At 49.7% G+C, this 22,556-nt stretch carries 17 protein-coding genes; 16 read left to right on the forward strand and 1 reads right to left on the reverse strand.

All coding sequences use genetic code 11. The annotated features are described in order from the left end of the window. Positions 1-139: 139 nt before the first annotated feature. Entirely contained in the window at positions 140-1,039 is a 900-nt protein-coding gene (locus L6H70_RS01890) for a GNAT family N-acetyltransferase (protein ID WP_236329226.1), read from the forward strand. Positions 1,040-1,119: 80 nt separating this feature from the next. Here the strand turns inward: L6H70_RS01890 and L6H70_RS01895 are convergent, their stop codons facing one another. Then, positions 1,120-2,202, reverse strand: coding sequence for a GntR family transcriptional regulator (locus L6H70_RS01895; protein ID WP_236329228.1), 1,083 nt, complete (start codon positions 2,200-2,202; stop codon positions 1,120-1,122). A 292-nt stretch (positions 2,203-2,494) separates the two neighbouring features. Between L6H70_RS01895 and L6H70_RS01900 the strand changes: the two genes are divergently transcribed. The 15 genes from L6H70_RS01900 (at position 2,495) to L6H70_RS01970 (ending at position 22,512) form a co-directional block, all read left to right on the forward strand. Next, the gene (locus L6H70_RS01900; RefSeq protein WP_236329229.1) at positions 2,495-4,108 is read left to right on the forward strand and encodes a xylulokinase; all 1,614 of its coding nucleotides are present in this window, start codon (positions 2,495-2,497) and stop codon (positions 4,106-4,108) included. Position 4,109: 1 nt separating this feature from the next. Continuing rightward, positions 4,110-4,805, forward strand: a complete 696-nt coding sequence (locus L6H70_RS01905; RefSeq protein ID WP_236329232.1) for an L-ribulose-5-phosphate 4-epimerase — start codon at positions 4,110-4,112, stop codon at positions 4,803-4,805. 282 nt (positions 4,806-5,087) lie between these two features. Further along, on the forward strand, positions 5,088-6,512 hold the full coding sequence (araA, locus tag L6H70_RS01910) for an L-arabinose isomerase (protein WP_236329234.1): 1,425 nt from the start codon (positions 5,088-5,090) through the stop codon (positions 6,510-6,512). A 210-nt stretch (positions 6,513-6,722) separates the two neighbouring features. After that, a complete protein-coding gene (locus tag L6H70_RS01915; protein WP_236329236.1) occupies positions 6,723-7,514 on the forward strand; it encodes an SDR family oxidoreductase in 792 nt (263 codons plus the stop codon). Positions 7,515-7,731: 217 nt separating this feature from the next. After that, positions 7,732-8,454, forward strand: a complete 723-nt coding sequence (locus L6H70_RS01920) for an MgtC/SapB family protein (RefSeq protein WP_236329238.1) — start codon at positions 7,732-7,734, stop codon at positions 8,452-8,454. Positions 8,455-8,538: 84 nt separating this feature from the next. Next, positions 8,539-9,528, forward strand: a complete 990-nt coding sequence (locus L6H70_RS01925; RefSeq protein WP_236329239.1) for an aldose 1-epimerase — start codon at positions 8,539-8,541, stop codon at positions 9,526-9,528. Positions 9,529-9,755: 227 nt separating this feature from the next. Next, positions 9,756-11,561 carry an LTA synthase family protein gene (locus tag L6H70_RS01930; RefSeq protein WP_236329241.1) on the forward strand — a complete coding sequence of 602 codons (1,806 nt, stop codon included), beginning with the start codon at positions 9,756-9,758 and terminating at the stop codon, positions 11,559-11,561. 205 nt (positions 11,562-11,766) lie between these two features. After that, entirely contained in the window at positions 11,767-12,780 is a 1,014-nt protein-coding gene (locus L6H70_RS01935) for a substrate-binding domain-containing protein (protein WP_236329243.1), read from the forward strand. 24 nt (positions 12,781-12,804) lie between these two features. Beyond that, positions 12,805-14,661, forward strand: a complete 1,857-nt coding sequence (locus tag L6H70_RS01940; protein WP_236329245.1) for a cache domain-containing sensor histidine kinase — start codon at positions 12,805-12,807, stop codon at positions 14,659-14,661. 23 nt (positions 14,662-14,684) lie between these two features. Then, positions 14,685-15,917, forward strand: coding sequence for a response regulator (locus tag L6H70_RS01945; protein WP_236329247.1), 1,233 nt, complete (start codon positions 14,685-14,687; stop codon positions 15,915-15,917). 235 nt (positions 15,918-16,152) lie between these two features. After that, on the forward strand, positions 16,153-17,238 hold the full coding sequence (chvE, locus tag L6H70_RS01950) for a multiple monosaccharide ABC transporter substrate-binding protein (protein ID WP_236329249.1): 1,086 nt from the start codon (positions 16,153-16,155) through the stop codon (positions 17,236-17,238). A gap of 97 nt (positions 17,239-17,335) precedes the next feature. Continuing rightward, positions 17,336-18,865, forward strand: coding sequence for a multiple monosaccharide ABC transporter ATP-binding protein (gene mmsA, locus L6H70_RS01955; protein WP_236329251.1), 1,530 nt, complete (start codon positions 17,336-17,338; stop codon positions 18,863-18,865). A gap of 6 nt (positions 18,866-18,871) precedes the next feature. Further along, positions 18,872-20,035: a multiple monosaccharide ABC transporter permease gene (gene mmsB, locus L6H70_RS01960; protein WP_236329253.1), complete on the forward strand. Its 1,164-nt coding sequence runs from the start codon at positions 18,872-18,874 to the stop codon at positions 20,033-20,035. A gap of 202 nt (positions 20,036-20,237) precedes the next feature. Continuing rightward, positions 20,238-20,906: a TraX family protein gene (locus tag L6H70_RS01965; protein ID WP_236329255.1), complete on the forward strand. Its 669-nt coding sequence runs from the start codon at positions 20,238-20,240 to the stop codon at positions 20,904-20,906. 91 nt (positions 20,907-20,997) lie between these two features. Beyond that, the gene (locus L6H70_RS01970) at positions 20,998-22,512 is read left to right on the forward strand and encodes a copper amine oxidase N-terminal domain-containing protein (RefSeq protein WP_236329257.1); all 1,515 of its coding nucleotides are present in this window, start codon (positions 20,998-21,000) and stop codon (positions 22,510-22,512) included. Positions 22,513-22,556 lie beyond the last annotated feature (44 nt).

A 22,556-nucleotide genomic window follows, 5' to 3' on the forward strand; every position in this document is an offset into this window, starting at 1 on the left:
ATAAATAGCTGTTAGAATAGGATAAGTAGAGTATCAAGGAGGCGGTTCCAATGGCAACTTTATTAATGCGGACAGAAATAAGAAGGATAGCGCCTGCTCGTCCATAAACTGCGTATTTCCTTCCTGATGAGGGTCGTACATGCAAAACTATCCAATTACTAAAATGAAGGACTTTTCCAAAGATCAAATAGATCTGATCCACAGATTGGAAGATCTATGCAAGACATTTGATTGTTCAAGCTTAAGAGTGGGCTTAGAAAGTCTTAAAGAAATTGACGGTGACGAAGCCTTTCTGTGCCATGCCGGTAATCAGATCATCGGATTCCTCAGCTGGTATACCTCGGATGGCAAGGAAGCGAATATTAATGGTATGGTCCACCCGGACTATCGCCGCCAGGGTATATTTCGCGGATTACTGGATCATGCCTTATCAGACATGCAGGCACATAGCATCGAAACTTACCGGTTCAGGATACCATCCAATTCTGAACCGGGGATGGAGTGTATACAGCATCTAGGTGCTGACTTTGCAACGTCTGAATTTACCATGATGCTGAACCACAGACAAGCGGCGGTCTCTTTGCATTTAGTCCACTCCATAGATCTGCGGCTCGAGCAGGCTGCCGATTTTGAGTTCATGGTTAGCTGCTCCTCGCAAGCGTTTGGCGATTCAGAATCATGGACCAGAAGTTATTTAACGCGTACGAGCGGACCGGAACGAATCACATACATTGCATTGAAGAACATGATTCCAGTCGGGATGATCAGAATCAATTACCTGGCAACAGATCTTGCTGTCATTCATGACTTTTGTGTGCTTCCAGCATACCAGGGCAAAGGGCTCGGCGGTGAAATCCTTAGTGCGGTGGTTAAACTCTTGCTGGCTCAGAAGAATGTCCGTGTACGTCTTGGAGTCGTCACTCACAATAGGCGGGCATTAGATCTGTATCAGAGAGCAGGATTTGAGATCTCTGCGGAGTCTCATTATTATGTGATTCGGGCGACAAAATCTAATAGGTATTCAAAGCTTCCTAAATGAAGATCGCCCTGCATCCGGCCTGTTTGGCTGGGAGCAGGGCGATCTTCTTATATTTTGGCCGAGGCGTGTGCCTGTGCAGCTTATCTTTTCCTTACCGTCTCGCCTTCAACCAGCACAGGCTGATAGTAGGTTTGATCGCGCAGATCCTTTTTCCCCTGCAGCTTCTTAATGACCCAATCGGCGGCATCCCGTCCCATTTGTTCCTGAGGGTGGGTCAAGGTCGTCAGTGTGATGTTCGCATTTTTAGCAATATAAGAATTATCCTGGCCAATAATGGACAACTCTCCGGGAACCGGGATATCAAGTTGTCTGCACACCTGTACGACTTCCAAGCCAACCTCATCGTTATAACACACAATTGCGGTTAATCCGCCTCTATTTTCGTTCAGGAAGTTCTTTAAGTTGGCGGACAGCTCCTGCTTCGTCTCGGTATAGAAAGATAGCACCTGTTCCGGGTGAAACCGTAGCTTGGCTTCTCCGAGGGCTTTGATATAGCCTTTCATCCGGTACTTTCCCTGCAAATCATCCATTTTGGCAATGATCCCGATCTGTGTGTGCCCGTTTGAGATCAATTCCTTAGTAGCCAGGTAGCTGGACTGAACGTCATCGAGGCAAAAGAAAGGAACCTCCAATTCCTCATAATAAGCATTAATCATGATGAACGGGACGTCCTGTTCCTTGAACGTCAGGTAGTAGGCGATGTTCGGATTGTACAGGTTACTTTTCGTAGGTTCTATGATCAGACCGTCCACCCCAAAGGACAGCATCATCTCCAATGCTTTCTTTTCCTGGGCGACATCATTATTTGTACTAGCCAGCAGCAAGGAATAATCATCTTCGTTCAATCTGGACTCAATCCCGCGGATAATGGAGGGGAAGATGTAATCAGAGATGTAGGTCGTGATGACGCCGATTGTTTTATTATTGGAATTCCCGCCGGTTTTGGAGCGGAACTGATTGCTAACATAAGTGCCGGAGCCTTTCTCACTTCGCAGGAAACCTTCATTTGCCAGCTCCAAAATCGCTTTTCGTACCGTCTGCCGGCTGACTTGATACATCTCTTGCAGAGCAGATTCCGTCGGGATCTGGTTCCCTACGCTGTATGTTCCTGAAAGAATATTGCTTTTTATATCTTCAAGGATGACCTGATACTTTGGTTTCACACGACTCCTTCTTTCCTGGTTGTTCTAATACTACTTTGTCGTTCCGTAATAGTTGTATGTACATATTCTAGCACAGTTATGAACAAATTATAATCCATCGTCTTACATGTCCATAAATTTGCGGAGGATTATCAGAAAAATGTCGCTTGTTCAGGATATTTGTATGTATAACTATTAAAGTGTGTTGACAAATGTACGAACAAAAAATATACTTGAGCAGTAAATAAGGGAAAGCGCCTTCTTTCAATATTATAGCGAATAAAACAGTTGTTCAGAGAGGAGTAACGTGTGCATGGATCAAGACATTAAACAAGCGATACTCAAGGGAGAAACCTCACTGGGTATCGAATTTGGATCCACACGTATCAAGGCAGTGCTGATTGATCATCGTTTTGAGACAATCGCATCTGGTAGTTATGAGTGGGAGAACCTCCTGGCAGACGGATATTGGACGTACAACTTGGAGAGTATTATCTATGGTCTGCAAGAGGCATACAGTGGAATGAAGCAAGAGGTTGAACGGAAATATGGAATCACGATCCGGACAGTGGGGTCGATTGGATTCTCCGCAATGATGCACGGCTATATGGCTTTTGACAGCGAGGGTAAGCTGCTTGTTCCGTTCCGGACCTGGCGTAATGCGACTACGGGTGCTGCAGCAAAAGAATTAACGGATATATTTAAATTTAACATTCCTGAGCGGTGGAGTATTGCTCACTTATATCAAGCTATTTTGAATAAAGAAGAGCATGTCCCCCGTATTGACTTTGTTACGACGCTGGCCGGTTATATTCACTGGCTGCTGACCGGTAATAAGACCATTGGTATCGGTGATGCTTCCGGTATGTTACCGATTGATGAAGCTACTCATGATTTCAATGAAACGATGGTTAAGCAGTTTGACGAACTTGTTGCGGCAAAAGGCTACTCCTGGAAGCTGAAGGATATTCTTCCTGAGGTTAATGTTTCAGGCCAGCAGGCAGGTGTGCTCACCGCAGCAGGTGCCAAAATCCTAGATAAATCCGAAAACCTGCAGCCGGGTATTCCGCTTTGTCCTCCAGAAGGGGATGCGGGAACAGGGATGGTCGCCACGAACAGTGTAAGAAAACGGACGGGTAATGTCTCGGTGGGAACTTCGGTTTTTGCTATGCTTGTATTGGAGCAGGAGCTTTCGGCGGTATATCCGGAGATTGATATGGTAACTACGCCAAATGGCAATCCGGTCGGAATGGTTCATGCCAACAACTGCTCAAGTGATATCAATGCCTGGCTGGGCTTGTTCCGTGAATTCTATGAAGCCATGGGACAGAAGGCGGATGTCAATCATTTATACGGTGTGATGTTCAATAAGGCTTTGGAGGCAGATCCGGACGGTGGCGGCTTGCTTAGCTATGGTTATTTCTCGGGAGAGAATATCACTGGTATCGAGAAGGGCCGGCCGCTGTTTGTCCGTTCCCCTGAGAGCCGCTTCAATCTGGCTAACTTCATGCGCACTCATCTGTTTACTGCTTTTGGCGCTTTGAAAATCGGAATGGATATTCTAACGAAGCGGGAAAATGTCGCCATTGACAGCATTCTGGCACACGGCGGATTATTTAAAACTCCGATTGTCGGGCAAAAAATTGTTGCAGCTGCGCTAAATGTACCTGTGTCGGTAATGTCGACAGCGGGAGAAGGCGGAGCATGGGGGATGGCTATTCTGGCTTCTTACATGAGTAACAAGGAACAGCAGGAAAGCCTGGAAGACTTCCTCGACCAAAAAGTATTTAAAGATGCTGAGGGCCAGGAAATTTATCCTGACGGCTCCGATGTGAAGGGCTTTGAGACATTTATGGAACGCTACACTCAGGGTCTGGCCATTGAGCAGGCTGCTGTAGATAATCTAGTGGAGAACCGGAGGGGTTAGTGTGTTAGAGCAACTGAAGGAAGAAGTATTTCAGGCGAATCTGGATTTGCCTAAGCATGGACTCGTGAAATACACCTGGGGAAACGTGAGCGCCGTTGACCGTGAAAGCCGCTTATTTGTTATCAAACCCAGCGGTGTAAATTACGACAAGATGAAGGCTAGTGACATGGTCGTTGTTGATTTTGACGGCAATGTCGTTGAAGGGGATATGAGACCTTCTTCGGATACACCGACCCATGCCGTACTGTATAAGCATTACGAGGAGATCGGCGGTATTGTGCACACACATTCGACCTGGGCGACCATTTGGGCTCAAGCAGGGTTGGATGTACCTGTAATGGGGACTACTCATGCAGACACCTTCTATGGTTCTGTGCCTTGTGCCCGGTTCTTAACCCAAGAGGAGATTGACCGTGGTTATGAAGCGGAAACCGGCCGTGTCATCATTGAGACGTTTGAGCAGCGTGGGCTGGATATTTTAGCAGTACCCGGTGTTCTGCTTAAAGGCCATGCTCCTTTCACCTGGGGCAAAGATGCGAAATCCGCAGTTATGAATAGCGTCGTGCTTGAAGAGGTTTCAAAAATGAACTTGTTCGCACGGCAGTTGAACAGCTTCGCTGAGGAATTGCCGCAGCGTATTCTGGATAAGCACTATTTGCGCAAACACGGGAAAGACGCCTACTACGGGCAGAAGTAGTACAAACCAATAAATTGAACTTGGAAATATATAACTTGGGATAAGTAGCGGAAGGGAATTTTGGAACTGTAGGAGCGTTAGCGTCCGCCTGAAAGCATTCCGAAGGAAAGCTAGCATCGTAAGCATAAGCCGTCTGCGGATTTCAACCGTGAAAACGGAATGAATCAAGAAATCTGCAGACAACAGCGGCCGTAAGTCCAAATATTCTCTGTAGCCACGGCCAATCACAAAAAAAGAATAATCAAAAGTTCAATCTATAAAACAATGAAAAGAGGATGAATAATGTCAACAGCAGGAACAAAAGTATTCTGGTTTGTCGTAGGTTCACAACATCTGTACGGGGAAGAAGCACTCGCGGAAGTAAAAGCTAATGCACAAGTAATGACAGATGCCCTGAATGAAAGCGGCGTTCTTCCATACCCGTTGGTACTGCAGGATCTGGCCGTTAGTGCAGACAAAATCACTACCCTCATGAAGGAAGTCAACTATCGTGACGAGGTTGCCGGGGTTATTACCTGGATGCATACCTTCTCCCCTGCAAAAATGTGGATCCGCGGGACTAAATTACTGCAGAAGCCGCTGCTACATCTGGCTACGCAATACAATGAAAGTATTCCTTGGGCTACCATCGACATGGACTTCATGAACCTCAACCAGGCTGCTCATGGTGACCGTGAATATGGATTTATCAATGCCCGTCTGAAAAAACAGAATAAAGTGGTAGTAGGGTACTGGGGACGTGCAGAAGTTCAGAAGCAAATCGCTGAGTGGATGGATGTAGCGGTTGCTTACAACGAAAGCTTCACGATCAAGGTTGCACGCTTTGGCGATAACATGCGTAATGTTGGCGTAACCGAAGGCGACAAGGTAGAAGCGCAGATTCAATTTGGCTGGACCGTTGACTACTTCGGCATCGGCGACCTTGTTCAATACGTAAATGCTGTAAAAGAAGAAGATATCGATGCTCTGTTTGCTGAGTATGCGGAACTTTATGACTTCGAATATGGATCATACAGCAAGGAAGCCTGGGAAGCCAGCGTAAAAGTTCAGGCGAGCTATGAAATTGCCCTCAAACGCTTCCTGGATAATGGCGGTTATACAGCCTTCACAACGAACTTCGAAGATCTCTATGGAATGAAACAGCTTCCGGGTCTGGCTGTTCAGCGTCTGATGGCACAAGGATACGGTTTCGCTGGAGAAGGGGACTGGAAGACTGCAGCACTCGATCGTCTGCTCAAAGTAATGAGCCACAACCAGAACACCGGATTCATGGAAGATTACACTTATGAATTGGCTGCAGGTCAGGAATCGATTCTGCAATCCCACATGCTTGAGGTTGATCCGACACTGGCCAGCAATAAACCTAAGGTCCTCGTATCTCCGCTCGGTATCGGCGATCGTGAAGATCCGGCCCGTCTGGTGTTTGACGGTAAGGCAGGAGATGGCGTGGTTGTTTCCATGGCTGACTTCGGCACGCATTACAAGCTGCTGATTAATGAGGTTACTGCCTTTGAACCGACAGTTCCTGCTCCAAATCTTCCTGTAGCCCGTGTACTCTGGAACGTGAAGCCAAACTTCCAGGACGGGGTTAAAGCATGGATTGAAAACGGCGGCGGTCACCACACTGTGGTTTCCTTGAATCTGACGACAGACCAAATCGTTACTTATGCCAAGCTGGTTAACCTGGATTACGTAGTCATTAAATAATTCAGAAGTTATCAGCTTCCAGAAGCATTGGGTTCCTTTACAGGACCCAATGCTTTTTTTTGATGATATGGGTGAAGATATACAAAGCCGGTTTGCCAAAAGCATGTCCATCCGGTTCACTTTCGTGTATGTGAGGTAAAGGTTAAGGAAAGAACTTCATAGGTCAACAAAATTTTGCTGGTTCTACTACTGTGAGGAGGAAGCAGAGATATGACAGATCAAAAGCTTGCAGGCAAGGTAGCGATTGTAACAGGCGGGGGTTCGGGTATCGGACGGGCATCGGTGCTGGAGTTCGCCAGAAACGGTGCTAAAGTCGTGATGCTGGACCGTACTCCGGAACATGCCGAAAAAGTAAAACGGCAGATCGAACAGGAAGGCGGGGAAGCCTTTGTAATAGCCTGTGATATCGAGCACCCGCAGCAGGTGGAAGAAGCGGTGAAACAGGCTGCCGAGAAGTGGGGGCGGCTGGATATCGTCTTTGCCAATGCCGGAATTAACGGGGCAATGACACCGATTGAGACGATGGATATCGAAGCCTGGGACCAGACGATTCATATTAATCTACGCGGAACGTTTGCAACCGTTAAATATGCGATCCCCTATATGAAGGAGAAGGGCGGCAGCATTCTGATCAACAGCTCGATCAACGGTAACCGCGTATTCTCAAATATCGGATTCTCGGCATACAGCACGACTAAGGCCGGCCAGGTTGCTTTTATGAAAATGGCGGCGCTGGAGCTGGCGCAATACAAAATCAGAGTCAATGCTATCTGCCCGGGTGCGATCAAAACTAATATTGATGACAACACCTATCCATCCGAGGATCTGAAAGAAGTGCAGATTGAAGTGAACTTCCCGGATGGCGGACAGCCACTGGAGGATGGACCGGGACGGCCTGATCAGGTGGCCAAGCTGGCGCTGTTCCTGGCCTCGGAAGATTCAGATCACATTACTGGCACAGAAATCTATTGCGACGGTGCAGAATCGCTGCTGCATGGCTAGATCATTCTAAATCAGGGCAGCCGGGCATAAAATAAACAGAATAGTTCCTTATCTGAAGAAACGGATTCCGTCCGCGGCAGTCCTGCATAGCCCTCAGCGGCTGATATGCAGTTTGCGGCAGGCCGGCAATACGTTTCTTCTTGCTATAAATAAACTAAAGCTTTTGCACCGTTTTCAGGTATACTAATCCTATCTGTTTTTTATATTAGGAGGAATTATGAGTATTGATTTGCACACGGAATCGATTGTAAAACTGCTTGTGGCCATGCTGTTCGGGCTGTTCATCGGTATTGACCGGCAATTGAAGCAGAAACCGCTGGGGATTCGGACCAGTATGGTCATTAGTATTGCAAGCTGTCTGGTTACACTTGTCTCCATTCATGCTTACGACAAATTCGGAGGGAATGAGCATCCCAATATGGACCCGATGCGTCTGGCGGCGCAGATCGTCAGCGGGATCGGTTTCCTGGGGGCAGGCGTTATCCTGCGTAGAGGCGGGGATGCCATATCGGGTCTGACTTCTGCAGCACTAATCTGGACGGCTTCCGGGATCGGAATTGCGGTTGGCGCCGGTTTTTATGTAGAAGCGGGTTATGCGGTTGTGCTGCTGATGTTCGCGGTCAATGCAGTCCCTCTGTTAATCAAAGCGGTTGGCCCGGAAGTGCTGAACAAGCATGAAATTTCAGTGAAAATTATTATGGAGCCGAACTATGTTTTGACCGAGGTGATTCAGAAAATTGAAGGGCGGCAGATGACCGAACAACGGAAAACACGGAGTCCCGGCCGGACCATCCGGCGGATGAAAATTAAAGATCTGGATGACGGCAGACAGCTGATCGATATGGTATTGTCCGCGCCGGACCGGGATTATGCTACGGAAATCTATTATGATGTGAAGAAAATCGAACATGTGATGAGCGTAGAAGTCGAACAGTTATAAAAATGCCATGTTTCCGCTTACGCAAATGTGTTAATCTATTTAAGAGAGTCATTTTGAGATTATGGAAGGGAGAAGGAAATTACGATGTCAATTACTGCTTATGAAGGACATTATGAGGGAGAAGCTGCAGTCTGGCTGAAGGCTGGACGATATGAGGCGGCAATCCTGCCGGGGATCGGGGGGAACCTGATCTGTTTCCGCGATACCGAAAACGGTTACCGTTTCCTGCATGAGCCGGGAGCGGAAGATATGGAGGCGTTCAAGGCCAATCCGGGAATTCACGGGATACCTGTGCTGTTTCCTCCGAACCGTTATGAAGACGGAGAGTTCCCTTGGAATGGACAAACCTACCGGTTCCCGGTGAATGAGACAGCAACTGGCAACCATTTGCATGGCTTTTTACATACGGCTGCATGGGAAGTCGAGGAATTCGGCAGCGGTAAAAGTGAAAGCTTCGTCACTGTAGCGATCAAGGTGGATGAGAATCATCCATCCTATCAATATCTGCCGTTCAAATACACCATCAAGCTGCGTTACACACTCGGTGAGGGCGGCTTGTCCCAGCAACTGCTGGTGCATAATGACGGGGAAGAACGGATGCCTTGCCTGCTGGCGTTCCATACGGCAATCAATGCACCATTCGCACCGGGAAGCACAGCTCAGGATTACCTTGTGAAGCTGACGATCGGCGAACGCTGGAATCTGAACAATCGCATGCTGCCAACGGGTACTTTCCAGGAGCTGACCGCGGATGAGATTGCCCTGCGTGATCAAGGCGTGAATCCTTTCTACGCGGCAATGGACAACCATTATACCGCAGTAGCTCAGAATGGCCGTAACCGTATGGAGCTTACCGACAGCAAAGCCGGCGTAACCCTGGTCTATGATGTCGGAACCTCGTACAAGCAGTGGATGATCTGGAACAATGGGGCAACCGAAGGCTTCTTCTGCCCAGAGCCGCAGATTAACCTGGTTAATGCACCGAAGGTGGACCTTCCGGCGGATGAAATCGGTTTGTTCGGCCTTGAGCCGGGCGAATACTGGGAAGAAACCAGCCGTCTGTATGTAAAATAGCAGGGCTTCTCTGGGACAGCATGCTGTGCAGAGACCTAAGTAAGGCGGAATGCAGTGAAGTTGCTGCGTTCCGCCTTTTTTTGCTGTTATAGGAGTAATAGGTATACGCTGAGCAGATCTTTGCACAGAATAGTGGCAGTGTATGGAGATTTTCCAGCGGGTTTTTAATGCTGTTTTAAGCAAAGTGGCGTATACTACACGTTTAGTATAGATAGGAGTGATTGTACTTGCGTCATACGCTGCGTTCATGGCGGCTTGGCATCCTGCTGCTGAGCTTGCTCCTTACGGGGCTTTTGCTGAATTTGTTTATGCAGGCGGCCACATTGGAGCTGAATTTGTTAAAAGTCTTCCTTTGGATCGGGGAATATCCTCTGCTTTATGCTGCCGGCAGTCTGTTTTTCTTCTTTCTTCTGGTGGCCTGTTCAGCAATTTTACCTAATCTGTATTTAGGCCCGGTGCTTATCTCCCTGGTGTGTGCTGTTCTCGGGATCGCAGACTATAAAAAGCTGACGACCACCGGGGAGCCGCTGTTTCCTTGGGATTTACTACTGCTCAAAAATGCCGGCGAAATGAGCAAAATTACCAAGGGCATGGTGTCGCCGCTGGCGCTATGCGCTGCAGTTCTGCTCGTCGCCGTACTTCTCTGGGGATTGATGAAGTTGCCGAAGACGAAGCTTCGCCTGCCGCTAAGGGCGCTTCTTGCCGGGGTTTCCGCTGTGATGCTTGGCGGATTTATAACCATGGTCGGCGGGCAGACGACGCTTGCTTCCTCACTGAAGTACCAGAATATATTCTGGAACCAGAGGGTGAACTACACGCAGAACGGGTTCCTTTTTGCCTTTGCCGGAAATCTGCGGCAGAATCTGCTGGAGCAGCCCGATGGTTACAGCCGCAAGGCCATTGAAGAGATCGCTGCCAAATACAGCACATTACCGGAATCTCCCGCTGCGGGTACTGCTGTAGAGCAGCCGAATATCATCTTTATGATGGATGAGGCCTTTTTCGATCCGACCCGGCTGAACGGGCTCACCTACAGTGAGGATCCGCTGAAGTTCATACGTCAGGAAGAGTCCGCCACACCTTCGGGTTATCTGCTCTCCCCTGAATTCGGCGGTAATACAGCCAATGTCGAGTTTGAGGCTTTGACCGGAATGTCGATGTATTTCCTTAATGACGGATCGATTCCGTATCAGCAGCGGATTGTGAAAATGTCCTCGCTGCCTTCCATAGTCAGCATTCTGAAAGACCGGGGCTACAGGGCACTGGCTCTGCATCCGTTTGACGAGACCTTCTATAACCGTAACCGCGTCTATCCAGTGCTGGGTTTCGACGCTTTTACCAGTGAAAAGGATCTGGAGCAAGCGGCCCGGATGACCCCGGACGGTTATATTTCAGACAAAGCTGCGGTACAGGAGGCTGTGCGTGAGCTTAAGTCTTCTGCCGTCCCGACGTTCCTGCACCTGGTGACGATGCAGAACCATTTTCCGTTTACCAAAGGACTCAATGGACCGAATACGATTGCTGTAAACGGCGTTCAGGCAGAGTATAAGGATGAGCTGGAAACCTACTTCCAGGACACCAAGCTGACGGACGAGGCGCTTGCTTATCTGCAGCAGGAGCTGAAGACGATTGAGCGGCCGACGATTGCCGTATTCTGGGGAGATCATCTGCCGGCGCTGTCGGCAGGCATCTATTCAGAGGCGGGCTGGGATACCGAGCCGAGACTGAAGCATGAGACGAAGCTGATGATCCTGGCGAACTTTGACATCGGGCATGCTCCGCTTGGAACCTTAAGCCCGGCTTATCTCGGGCCGACGGTGTTCCGGCTGTCTGGGCAGGCAATGCCGGCATATTATAAGCTGCTGGAGCAGGTGCAGGCGGAAATTCCCGGCCTCAGCAAAAGTGTGCTAATCGGCGCTTCCGGCCCGCTCACCGGGTTGACAAAAGAGCAGCAGAAGCTGCTGGATGACTACCGGCTGGTGGAATACGACATGCTGGAGGGTGAAAACTACTCGGAAGGTCTGCTTTTCTGAAGTGCGGAGCTGCTGTCAATCTTAAATCATGGTATTAAATTAATGGGCTCACCATACTGGTGGGCCCTTTTACTGCTGCTAAGGCAGTAGACCAAGTGGTTAATCATGACATGAATCCCACTTAAATTTCTATTTCCTTCCCCGGGTAAACAAGGTATTATGGCGGTAGCCATTTATCTTAGTTGGTTTTGAAAGGGGTTACATTGTGAAGAAGCTGTGGCTGGTCTATGTGCTGCTAATCGGAATTTTCCTAATTTATGTGCTGAATTACAAGCTGCACGCAAATAGCACAGATGAATGGGAAGCCGCAGGACTGCGCGGCAATATTGAAGATAAATATGTGATGGTGACCTTCCAGATCGGAATCGATTACTGGAAAAGTGTCCTTAAGGGTTTTGAGGATGCCGCGGAAGAACTGAATGTATCGGTCGAATACCATGGTTCTACCCAGCACGATGCCAATGAGCAGATGACGGTGCTGGAGCAGATCATCGCCAAGAAGCCGGCCGGCATCGCTATATCGGCAGTGAACTCCAAGCTGTTGACGGAGACAATCAATAAGGCGGTAGATAGCGGAATACCGGTTGTCTTATTTGATTCCGGTGCGCCGGACAGCAAGGCCTATTCTTTTCTCGGTACCGATAATTACAATGCAGGCGTAGAAGCCGCGCGAAAAATGGCCGAGCTAACCGGAGGCAAAGGTGAAGTGGCGATTATCACTACACCTGAACAGCATAATCACCAGGAGCGGACAGACGGGTTCAGCATGACCATCCGCAGCGAGTTTCCGGAGATGAAGGTGGTTGCCATCAAGGACGGACGCGGGGATCAGGTGGCCTCTAGGGAAGCCGCGGAGCAGCTGCTCTCGGCCTATCCGCAGCTGGATGGAATTTTTGCCACAGAGTCTAATGGAGGCATCGGGGTGGCGGAAGCCGTAGAGAAAATGCAGGGCAGTCACTCCTTGCTCCAGATTATAAGCTTTGATACGGATAAAGGTACGCTGGATCTGGTCAAAGAAGGCAAAATCGCCGCAACGATGGCCCAAGGCACCTGGAATATGGGGTACTGGTCGCTGACAGAGCTGTTCCGTTTACATCGGGATTTGCAGGAGGATTCCTCCGCTTATGACAATAATAAGCCGCTGCCCGTACCGGATAAGGTGGATACTGGGATTGATGTGGTAACCCGGGCGAATGTGGACAATTATTATGCCAAGTAGGCTGGGCAGGGGGAGGAGGGCGACATGCAGAGGAGCGGTTTAACGATCGAAAAACTGAAGCTGAATAACATGCCGATCAGGTATAAGCTGATTATCCATTTTCTGCTGATCAGCATCCTGCCGTCGATTGGGCTAGGATTATTAATCGGCTGGACGGTGGACCGCAGAGTTGAAGAACAGAGCAGTGAGAATACGATGCAGCTGATCGGCAAGGTTAATACCGCACTGGAGAATGATGTGGAGAATCTTCAGAAGATCACTTACTTAATCTCCTTTGATCCGGGGGTTCAGGCTTTTTTGAAGGGGACGATGAAGGACGGGGCTGAGCCGGGCGGAACCGGTGTAAACGGGGAGTCGGCGGAATACAATATCCGCAAATTTATGCAGGGCTTCACTACACTAAGCTCTGAAATCGCCGGAATAATGCTGGTGAATCAGGCAGGTGAGTTCATCAGCAATGAGATGTATACCCGGCCTGGGACCGAAGTGAAGAATGAAGCATGGTACAAAGCAGCGGCTGCCAATAAAGGAATCTTTAAAATGATCGGACATCCTTACGGCCGCGCAGTTATGTCTCATGCCGACTACAAGGAGAGTGAGGTCGTCTCAGCGGTCAGAGCAATTGTGGATCCTGATACTCAAGTGGTCCAGGGTGTTGTGCTGGTCGATCTGAAGCTGCGGGTTATTGCAGAGACGGCAAGGGATGTGACACTGGGTAAAACCGGATATTTAACCGTAGTCGATGACAATGGTGAGCTCGTCTATGCGCCGCAGCATCCCTTTATGCAGTCGATTCCGGTCGGACTCTTCAGCGAGACGTCCGGGATCACTTCCGAAACGGTGAACGGCCGTGACATTCAGCTGATTTACCGTACTTCGTCCTTTACCGGCTGGACGACAGTAGGCGTATTTCCAATGGATGAATCGGCTTATGGCGTCCGTGAGATTACCTTTAATGTGGTCACCTTCGTATTCGTGGTTTGCATGCTGGGGATGACAGCATCGTTCTATTTGGCTTATTCCATCTCCCGCCCTATCGGTCAGCTCGCTTCTTTTATGAGCAAGGCACAGTCAGGTGACCTCACTATACGTTATTGGGGCAAACGCTCAGACGAAATCGGGATGCTGGGCCGCAGCTTTAATACAATGCTGGCCCAGATCAGCCGGTTGCTCAACCTGACAGAGCTTCAGGCGAGGCAGAAGCGGGAAGCGGAGCTGCGCAGTCTGCAGGCACATATCAAGCCGCATTTTCTCTACAATACACTGGATACCATTCACTGGATGGCCCGCAGCAGGGGCGCCGAGGATATCGCAGAGGTGGTACAGTCTTTATCCAAGCTATTCCGTCTGGGGCTCAGCAAGGGAAGCGATATTATCCCGCTCTCCGATGAGCTGGAGCACATCGTCAGTTATCTGAAAATTCAGCATACACGCTACAGCAGTAAGCTGTCCTACACAATAGAGTCGGAGCCGCAGTTCGGGGAGCTGTACGTGCTGAAATTATTGCTTCAGCCGATTGTAGAGAATGCGATCTATCACGGAATTAAGGAGCGGCGCGGTCCCGGGAATATCAGGATCGCTGTGGCTGAACGCGGCGGTGACTTGTATCTGACGGTAGCCGACGACGGCGCCGGCATTCCGGCGGAGCGGCTTGCACAGCTGAGGAAACGTCTGGAAGACATAGGTACGGGCAGCATTGAAGCGGAGCATCCAATCCCAGAAAGCGCAGGATCCGGCTACGGAATCCTGAACGTACAGGCACGGATCAGACTGACTTACGGAGAGCCTTACGGCCTAAGTATTGACAGTGAACCGGGCGGCGGTACCCTTGTGACTGTCCGTCATCCTGTAGTCCGCAGCAGCTATCCTGAAGATCATTAAATAAGGGAGGAAGCCATAGAGCTATGGATAAGTGGAAGGTACTAATCGCTGATGACGAAGATATTATCCGTGACGGGATCAGGCGCTGCGTAGACTGGGAGGCGCTCGGGCTGCAGGTTGCAGCCGAGGCTGAGGATGGGGAAGAGGCGCTTGAACTTGCGCTTCACCACTCCGTGCATATCGCACTGGTGGATCTGAACATGCCGATCATGCATGGCATGGAGCTAATGAAGCAGCTTAGAGAGCGGCTGCCCTTGTGCAGGATTATTGTAATCACCGGGCATGACGAGTTTACTTATGCCCAGGAGTCGATCCGCCTGCAGGTGAATGATTATATTCTCAAGCCTGCAGATCCGGGGGCGCTAATGCAGGTGCTGCGCGGGGTGAGGGATGATCTGGAAGCGGAGCGCCGGCAAAGCGAGCATCTGCAGCAGGCCTCCAGGCAGATCCTGAAGAACTTTCCGCTGCTGCGCGAACGCTTCTGCCAGGAATGGCTGGACGGCAACCTCAGCCGGGAGGAAATCTGCGAGCAGCTGCAATTTCTGAAGCTGCCTCAGGCACCTCCCCAGCTGATCTCCATTATCCGCTGGCGGGGGGAAGTCCGCCAGCCCGCGATGAAGGAGAACGAGCGGCAGCTGTTTCTGTTTGCCATCGAGAATATCAGCACTGAGCTGCTGGAGCCTTACCCGAAGGTAATCTTCCGCGATGCTGCCGGTCTGATTGTAATCCTGCTCTGGGATGCCGGAGGCGAAGCGGTACTGGCCGGCATTGAAGCAGCAGTGCGCAGCCATCTCAAAATTGCGGTCGAGGTGGGCATACAGCAGGTTGACGCTGATATCACCGGCCTGCCCGCAGCCTACCGCAAATGCAGAGTGGCCCTGGCTAACGAGCAGCCCTTATCACCACTGGTCCGCCGGGCCAGGCAGTATGTGCAGGAGCATTACACGGAATATGGTCTGAGTCTGGAGTCGATGGCCGGTATCCTGCAAGCCTCCCCGGTGTACCTCAGCCGTCTTTTCAAGCAGGAGCTGGGCGAATCGTTCGGAACGTATCTGACTCAAATCCGGATCCGTAAGGCTGCGCAGCTGCTGCACTCCTCAGATATGAGCATCAATGAAGTTGCAGAGCGGTCAGGCTATGAGACGCAGCACTATTTCAGTACAGCCTTTAAGAAACATACCGGTGTCTCTCCCCTGCAATTCCGCAAAGGCGTGCTTCCGGAAGAAGGCGACAGCGGAGTGCCCGGGAACGGCTGAGCTCCGGCCCGGTTCAATGCAATACTTGTAGAATCATTCAATAAGCACATGCTGCCAATAGTCGGCATGTGCTTATTTTTCGTTTTATGAAAGCGCAAACAATAAAGGTTTGTTTTTTATAAAAACAGTAGCTTCAGTGTAAATACGCCGCAGTACCCCGGTTGCTATACTCAACTTGTCGAACGGGAGGCACCCGCTTCAGACGAACAACAGACCAGTTCAGGGGGTATGCAGGATGAAGAAGGTTTCATTAATGATGTTGACGCTGGCTCTAATGCTGATGATGTCCGCTTGCAGTAACGGTAACGGCTCAGGCGGCTCAGAAGGAAAGGAAGGCAAAGTGGGTATCGCGATGCCTACGAAATCCTCGGAGCGCTGGGTGAATGACGGCAACAACATGGTGAAGGAATTTGAAGCGCTGGGGTATGGGACAGACCTGCAATATGCGGAGGATGTTGTAGAGAATCAGGTGTCGCAGATTGAGAATATGATCACTAAAGGTGTTAAGGCGCTTGTTATTGCTTCAATTGATGGAGAAGCGCTGACTGATGTGCTGCAAAAAGCGCATGACGCAGGCGTGAAAGTCATTGCTTACGACCGGCTGATCAAAAAGAGTGAATATGTTGACTACTACGCTACCTTTGACAACTTCAAAGTCGGTGTGCTACAGGGCTCTTACATTGAAGAAAAGCTGGGCTTGAAAGAAGGCAAAGGCCCCTTCAACATCGAGCTGTTCGGCGGCTCACCGGATGACAACAATGCTTACTTCTTCTTCGATGGCGCAATGTCCATCCTGAAGCCTTATATCGATTCCGGTAAGCTGGTTGTCCGCAGCAAACAGACCACGATGGAGCAGGTAGCTACACTGCGCTGGGATGGCGCCACTGCCCAGTCGCGGATGGATAACCTGCTGAGTGCCAATTATGCCAGCGATAACCTCGACGCCGTGCTCTCACCGTATGACGGCATCAGCATCGGTATTCTTTCTTCCCTAAAAGGCGTTGGTTACGGATCCGGGGACAAGAAGCTTCCGGTTGTAACCGGACAGGACGCCGAACTGGCCTCTGTAAAATCGATCCTGGCCGGAGAACAGACGCAGACGGTCTTTAAAGACACTCGTGAGCTGGCCAAAAAAGCGGTACAGATGACCGAAAGCGTGCTGAAAGGTACGGAAGCGGAAGTTAATGACACAACCACCTATGATAACGGAGTCAAAATCGTCCCTTCCTACCTGCTGGAGCCCGTCTCTGTGGATGCAAGCAACGTGGATAAGGTGCTGGTGGAAGGCGGTTACTATACCAAAGAACAGCTGGGTCAATAACCGGCTGGAGCCTATTAGCGGCATGCGGCGGCAGCGCTCTCCGAAACGCTGCCGGCATACCGCTGCACAGTAACAAGGAAAGCTGGGTGATTGACAGATGAGTGAATATATTTTGGAGATGAAGAGCATCACGAAGACTTTTCCCGGGGTCAAAGCCCTCTCGAACGTGAACCTTAAGGTGAAGGCAGGCGAAATCCATGCACTCTGCGGAGAGAACGGGGCCGGGAAGTCCACGCTGATGAAGGTGCTTAGCGGAGTCTATCCGCATGGTACCTATGAAGGGGATATTCTGTTTGGCGGTGAGGTATGCCAGTTCAAGGATATCAAAGACAGTGAGAGACTGGGGATTGTCATTATTCATCAGGAGCTGGCCCTGATTCCGTATTTGTCGATTTCGGAAAATATCTTCCTCGGCAATGAGAGGGCGAATCGTGGAGTGATCAACTGGAGTGAGACAACGGTGAGGACGAAGGAGCTGCTGGAGACGGTCGGGCTTCAGGAATCGCCGCTTACCCGGGTATCCACAATCGGTGTGGGGAAGCAGCAGCTGGTGGAGATTGCCAAAGCACTCTCTAAGGAAGTGAAGCTGCTCATACTCGACGAGCCTACAGCGGCGCTGAACGAGGATGACAGCGAGAATCTGCTGACGCTGATCCTTGAGCTGAAGAAGCGGGGGATCTCTTCGATTATCATTTCACACAAATTGAACGAAATCGAGAAGGTAGCGGATTCGGTAACGATTTTACGGGACGGCCAGACCATCAAAACACTGGATATGAAGATGGATGCGGTCACGGAGGATGTCATTATTAAAGGTATGGTCGGCCGGGATTTGACTAACCGCTATCCTGAGCGGACACCGGAACTCGGAGAGACGATCTTTGAAATCCGTAACTGGGAGGTGTATCACCCTACGCAGGCTGACCGCAAAATGCTCGATCAGGTCAATCTGCATATCCGTCGCGGGGAAGTGGTTGGGATTGCCGGTCTGATGGGCGCAGGACGGACAGAGCTGGCGATGAGCGTATTCGGTAAATCCTACGGCAAACGGATCAGCGGACAGCTGTACATGCATGGCCGGGAGGTCCATTTAAATAACATCAACCAAGCCATTGAAGGCGGACTGGCCTATGTGACGGAGGACCGCAAACAATATGGGCTGATCCTCATCGACGATATTAAACGCAATATTTCACTTAGCAGCCTGAAAAAGCTGTCCCGCCGGGGCGTAATCAATGAGAACGAGGAAGTACTGGTCGCTGAGGAATACCGCAGGAAATTAAATATTAAGACGCCTAGCATTTTGCAGAAAACAGTCAATCTAAGCGGCGGTAATCAGCAGAAGGTGGTTCTCAGCAAATGGATCTATGCCCAGCCGGATGTGCTTATTCTGGATGAGCCGACAAGGGGGATCGATGTGGGTGCCAAATATGAAATCTACTCGATCATCAACGGACTGGCGGCAGAAGGCAGAGGCGTACTGGTGATCTCTTCTGAGCTCCCGGAGATTATCGGGATGTGTGACCGGATTTATACCATGTGCGAAGGACGGATTACGGGGGAAGTTGAACGGCAGGACGCCACGCAAGAGCTGCTGATGAAATATATGACACGAAGCAGGGGGTAGCACCATATGGGAGCAATTAGTGAAATTTTCAAAAGGAACATCCGCCAATACGGCATGATTATTGCCTTAATCTTTATTTCAGTCTTCTTTCAGATTCTGACGGACGGCATTCTGCTCAAGCCGCTTAACGTCACAAACCTTATTTTGCAAAACAGCTATATCCTGGTGCTTGCTATCGGCATGGTGCTGGTTATCATCACCGGACATATCGATCTTTCCGTAGGGTCCGTTGCCGCTTTCATCGGGGCACTGTCGGCGATTATGATGGTGGATATGCAGATGAATCCGGTGCTTGCCGTCATCCTCTCCCTGCTGATGGGCGCGCTTGTCGGTGCCTGGCAGGGGTTCTGGGTCGCCTATATCAAAATCCCGGCATTTATCGTTACTCTGGCAGGCATGCTGCTGTTCCGCGGGTTAACGATGATTGTGCTGAACGGGCAGTCGATCGCCCCCTTTCCCAAAGCTTTTCAAAAAATCAGCTCGGGTTTCATCCCGGATTTCAGCGGTGAAAGCTCACTGAATGTGCTGACGCTGGTCGCAGGCATCATTCTTTCCGTACTGATCGTCTATCAGGAATTCAGAACACGTAAAACCTCCGTGAAATACGGGTTTGAGCTTCCGCCGGTATGGATCCCCATTGCCAAAGCGGCTGCCTTGGTTATTGTAGTTAATCTGTTCACTTTCGTTCTCGCGCAATATAACGGAATTCCGAACATCCTTGTAATTCTGCTGGTGCTGATTGCGATTTACTCCTTTGTCATGAACAACATGACGATGGGCCGTCATATCTATGCACTGGGCGGGAACGAGAAGGCAGCCAGCCTCTCCGGTGTGAAAACCAAACGGGTGACCTTCTGGGTATTCGTTAACATGGGTGTACTAGCCGCATTGTCCGGCCTGGTCTTTGCTGCACGCCTTAACTCGGCAACACCGAAGGCGGGAACCAACTTTGAGCTGGATGCCATTGCAGCCTGCTTCATTGGCGGAGCATCGGCTTCTGGCGGGATCGGAACGGTGGTTGGGGCGATTATCGGCGGTCTGGTTATGGGCGTCATGAATAACGGAATGTCCCTGGTTGGCCTGGGTGTCGACTGGCAGCAGGGTATCAAAGGACTGGTACTGCTGCTCGCAGTAGGCTTCGATATTTACAACAAGTCAAAGACAGCTTAGACGCGAAGTTTGATAATAATAGAAAGAATGTTGAGTCGTTTTCCCGGTCTGCCGGGAAAGCGGCTTTTGTTTTTGGATATCCGATGGAACAACTTGTGTTAATTGACGTATATCTTGTAGGATATGGATGCAGGCACAAATAATTGTCTATGCAATCATGTGAAGCCAACTTTAACCTGATGAACTTTATAGGAGGCCGGAGATGCAGATTATTGCGATGCTGACCATGCTGATTGACCATATCGGCTATATTTTTTTCCCGGGGGAGCTTGGCTGGAGATATATTGGAAGAATCGCTTTTCCGATTTACTGCTACGCGCTGGTGCAAGGGCATATACATACTAAATCGAGGCCCCGATATTTGCGGAGGCTGTTCCTGATTGCCTTAATTGCCCAGGTCCCTTATAATTTAGCACTGGACCCCGGCGGCTGGAATGTTGTATTTACGCTTCTGCTGTCCGCCGTCGTACTGGTCATTCTGGATGAGCTGCCGTCGCTCTGGCTTGGCATTCCGGTTGTGCTGGCGGCCATTTTCCTGATGGATTATTTTCCGATTGATTACAATGCCTATGGGCTCTTTCTGGTGCTAATTTTTCGTTATGCACGTTCCTACTGGATGATTGCGGGACATTTTTTGCTAAATGGCTTCTATTTATTTTATAGTGGCTGGCTGGTCCAGTTGTTCAGCATTGTTCCTACAATATTCATCGCCTTAACGCCAGGGGTATGGGGCTTTCTGGAGAAAAAACGACTGCCGCGCTGGGTATGGTGGTCCTTTTATCCGGCTCATCTGGCGGTGCTGGCAGCAGTGAAGATTCTAACTTCCAGAGAATGGGTAACTATTGAGTGGAGGAGTCTGCTCACTTTTTGAATTTTTTACATAAAGGTACTCGTAAATTCAAGTCCTTCCTCATTTGAGTTGATGGATAGATTTAACAAATATTCGTAAAAGGAGTCTTGCTATGAGGAAAATGAAAGCACGAGCAAAGTGGCTGATGCCGGTTCTGGCACTGCTGCTGATTCTGGCAGGTTGCCAAAGCGTTGGCGGTCTGGATGTCAATAAGGCACTGCTGGGGGGTCTGGATGTTAAGTCGTCGGAATCAAGTACAACCTTTGCTTTAAATGTGGTTCCGGCAAGCGGAATAACCAGTGAAGATCAGGAAATCATCGATCTTATTAATTCTTTTTCAGTGAATATCGCTCATGTTAAGCTGCAGGATAACGGAAACGTTTCTGCTGCCGGATCGGTTACGTACAAACAATCCGTTGTACCTTTTACCTTCTTTATGGATAAGGAAGCGGTTGTGTTCACCGCTGAAGGCGCGAAGCAGCCGTTCTACTTCCCGCTGGAGAGCTATGAAGAATCCATGGGCATTGAAGGATTGGATCAGGCCAAAATCCAGGATATCTCCAAGCTCGTTACAGGGTTTGTTGTGAAGAATCTTCCGAACCCGGCCGCCATCAGTGCTTCTTCGGTAAGTGAAACCGTCTATGGCCAGCAGCTGAATTTGACTAAGCTACATACGGAGATCACAGGTGATGAGCTGCCTGCTTTAGTGAAAGGGTTCCTGAAATCAGTCTCCAAAGATACAGAAGGCTTTACTGCTTTGATCAGCGGCCTCTATGATTACCTGTATCCGGTTCTGACCGCAGCTGGTGTGGATTCAGAGCTGAATGATCTCGGATTTGGTGAGATTCCGCTGAACGACAAAGAAGGTGTTGTAACCGTAGCCCATGATGCTGCTAAGCTGGCCGTGGATGCGCTGCTGCTTGTTTATGATAAACAGCTCGAAAGTCTTTATGAATCTACTCCTGAGCTGAAGACCGTTCTCAGCAAAGATACGAAGCTGCAGGTGGATTTATTCGTGGACAGCGGGCTGCACATTCGTAAGCAGAATGTTGATCTTAAGGTTGCACTGCCAGCCAGTGAAGATCTGCCGATCCAGAGCCTTTCGATGAAGATGGAAAGTCAGACCTGGAATGTGAACGGACCGGTTACAGCTGATCCGATCCCTACAAAAGGTGCACTGGATCTGTCTACAGCCAATCTCACCCCAGGTGAAACCCTTCGCAGCTTTGAAACGGGTTCTACCGTATATAATCTGCTCAAGGATGACTTAGGCATTACGGCGAGAAGCTTAGTTATCGCTCCGGATGATGAGTATTATTATCCAATTGTTGATGGAGGCACGACTTATGTTCCGCTGCGTTACGTGGCAGAAGACCTTGATGCAGCCGTGACATGGGATGGTGCAAACCGGGCCATTACAGTTACCGATGATGTATACGGCGATAAGCTGGTGTTCAAAATCGGTTCTGATCAGGCGCTCATTAAAGGCGTTTCTGTGAAGCTTCCACAACCGGTATTCGTTGATGAATACGGCGATGCCTATGTGCCGCTCCGCATCCTTGCAGAGGCGCTGCATGCCAAGGTAGAGAAGGATGAGGAAGGTTATATATTCATTGACCGTCCTTAGGATATCTTATTATGTATAACACAAGAAGGCCGAAGCTCCTGAAA

Source organism: Paenibacillus auburnensis, assembly GCF_927798115.1.
In the GTDB taxonomy this organism is placed as follows: domain Bacteria; phylum Bacillota; class Bacilli; order Paenibacillales; family Paenibacillaceae; genus Paenibacillus_AQ; species Paenibacillus_AQ auburnensis.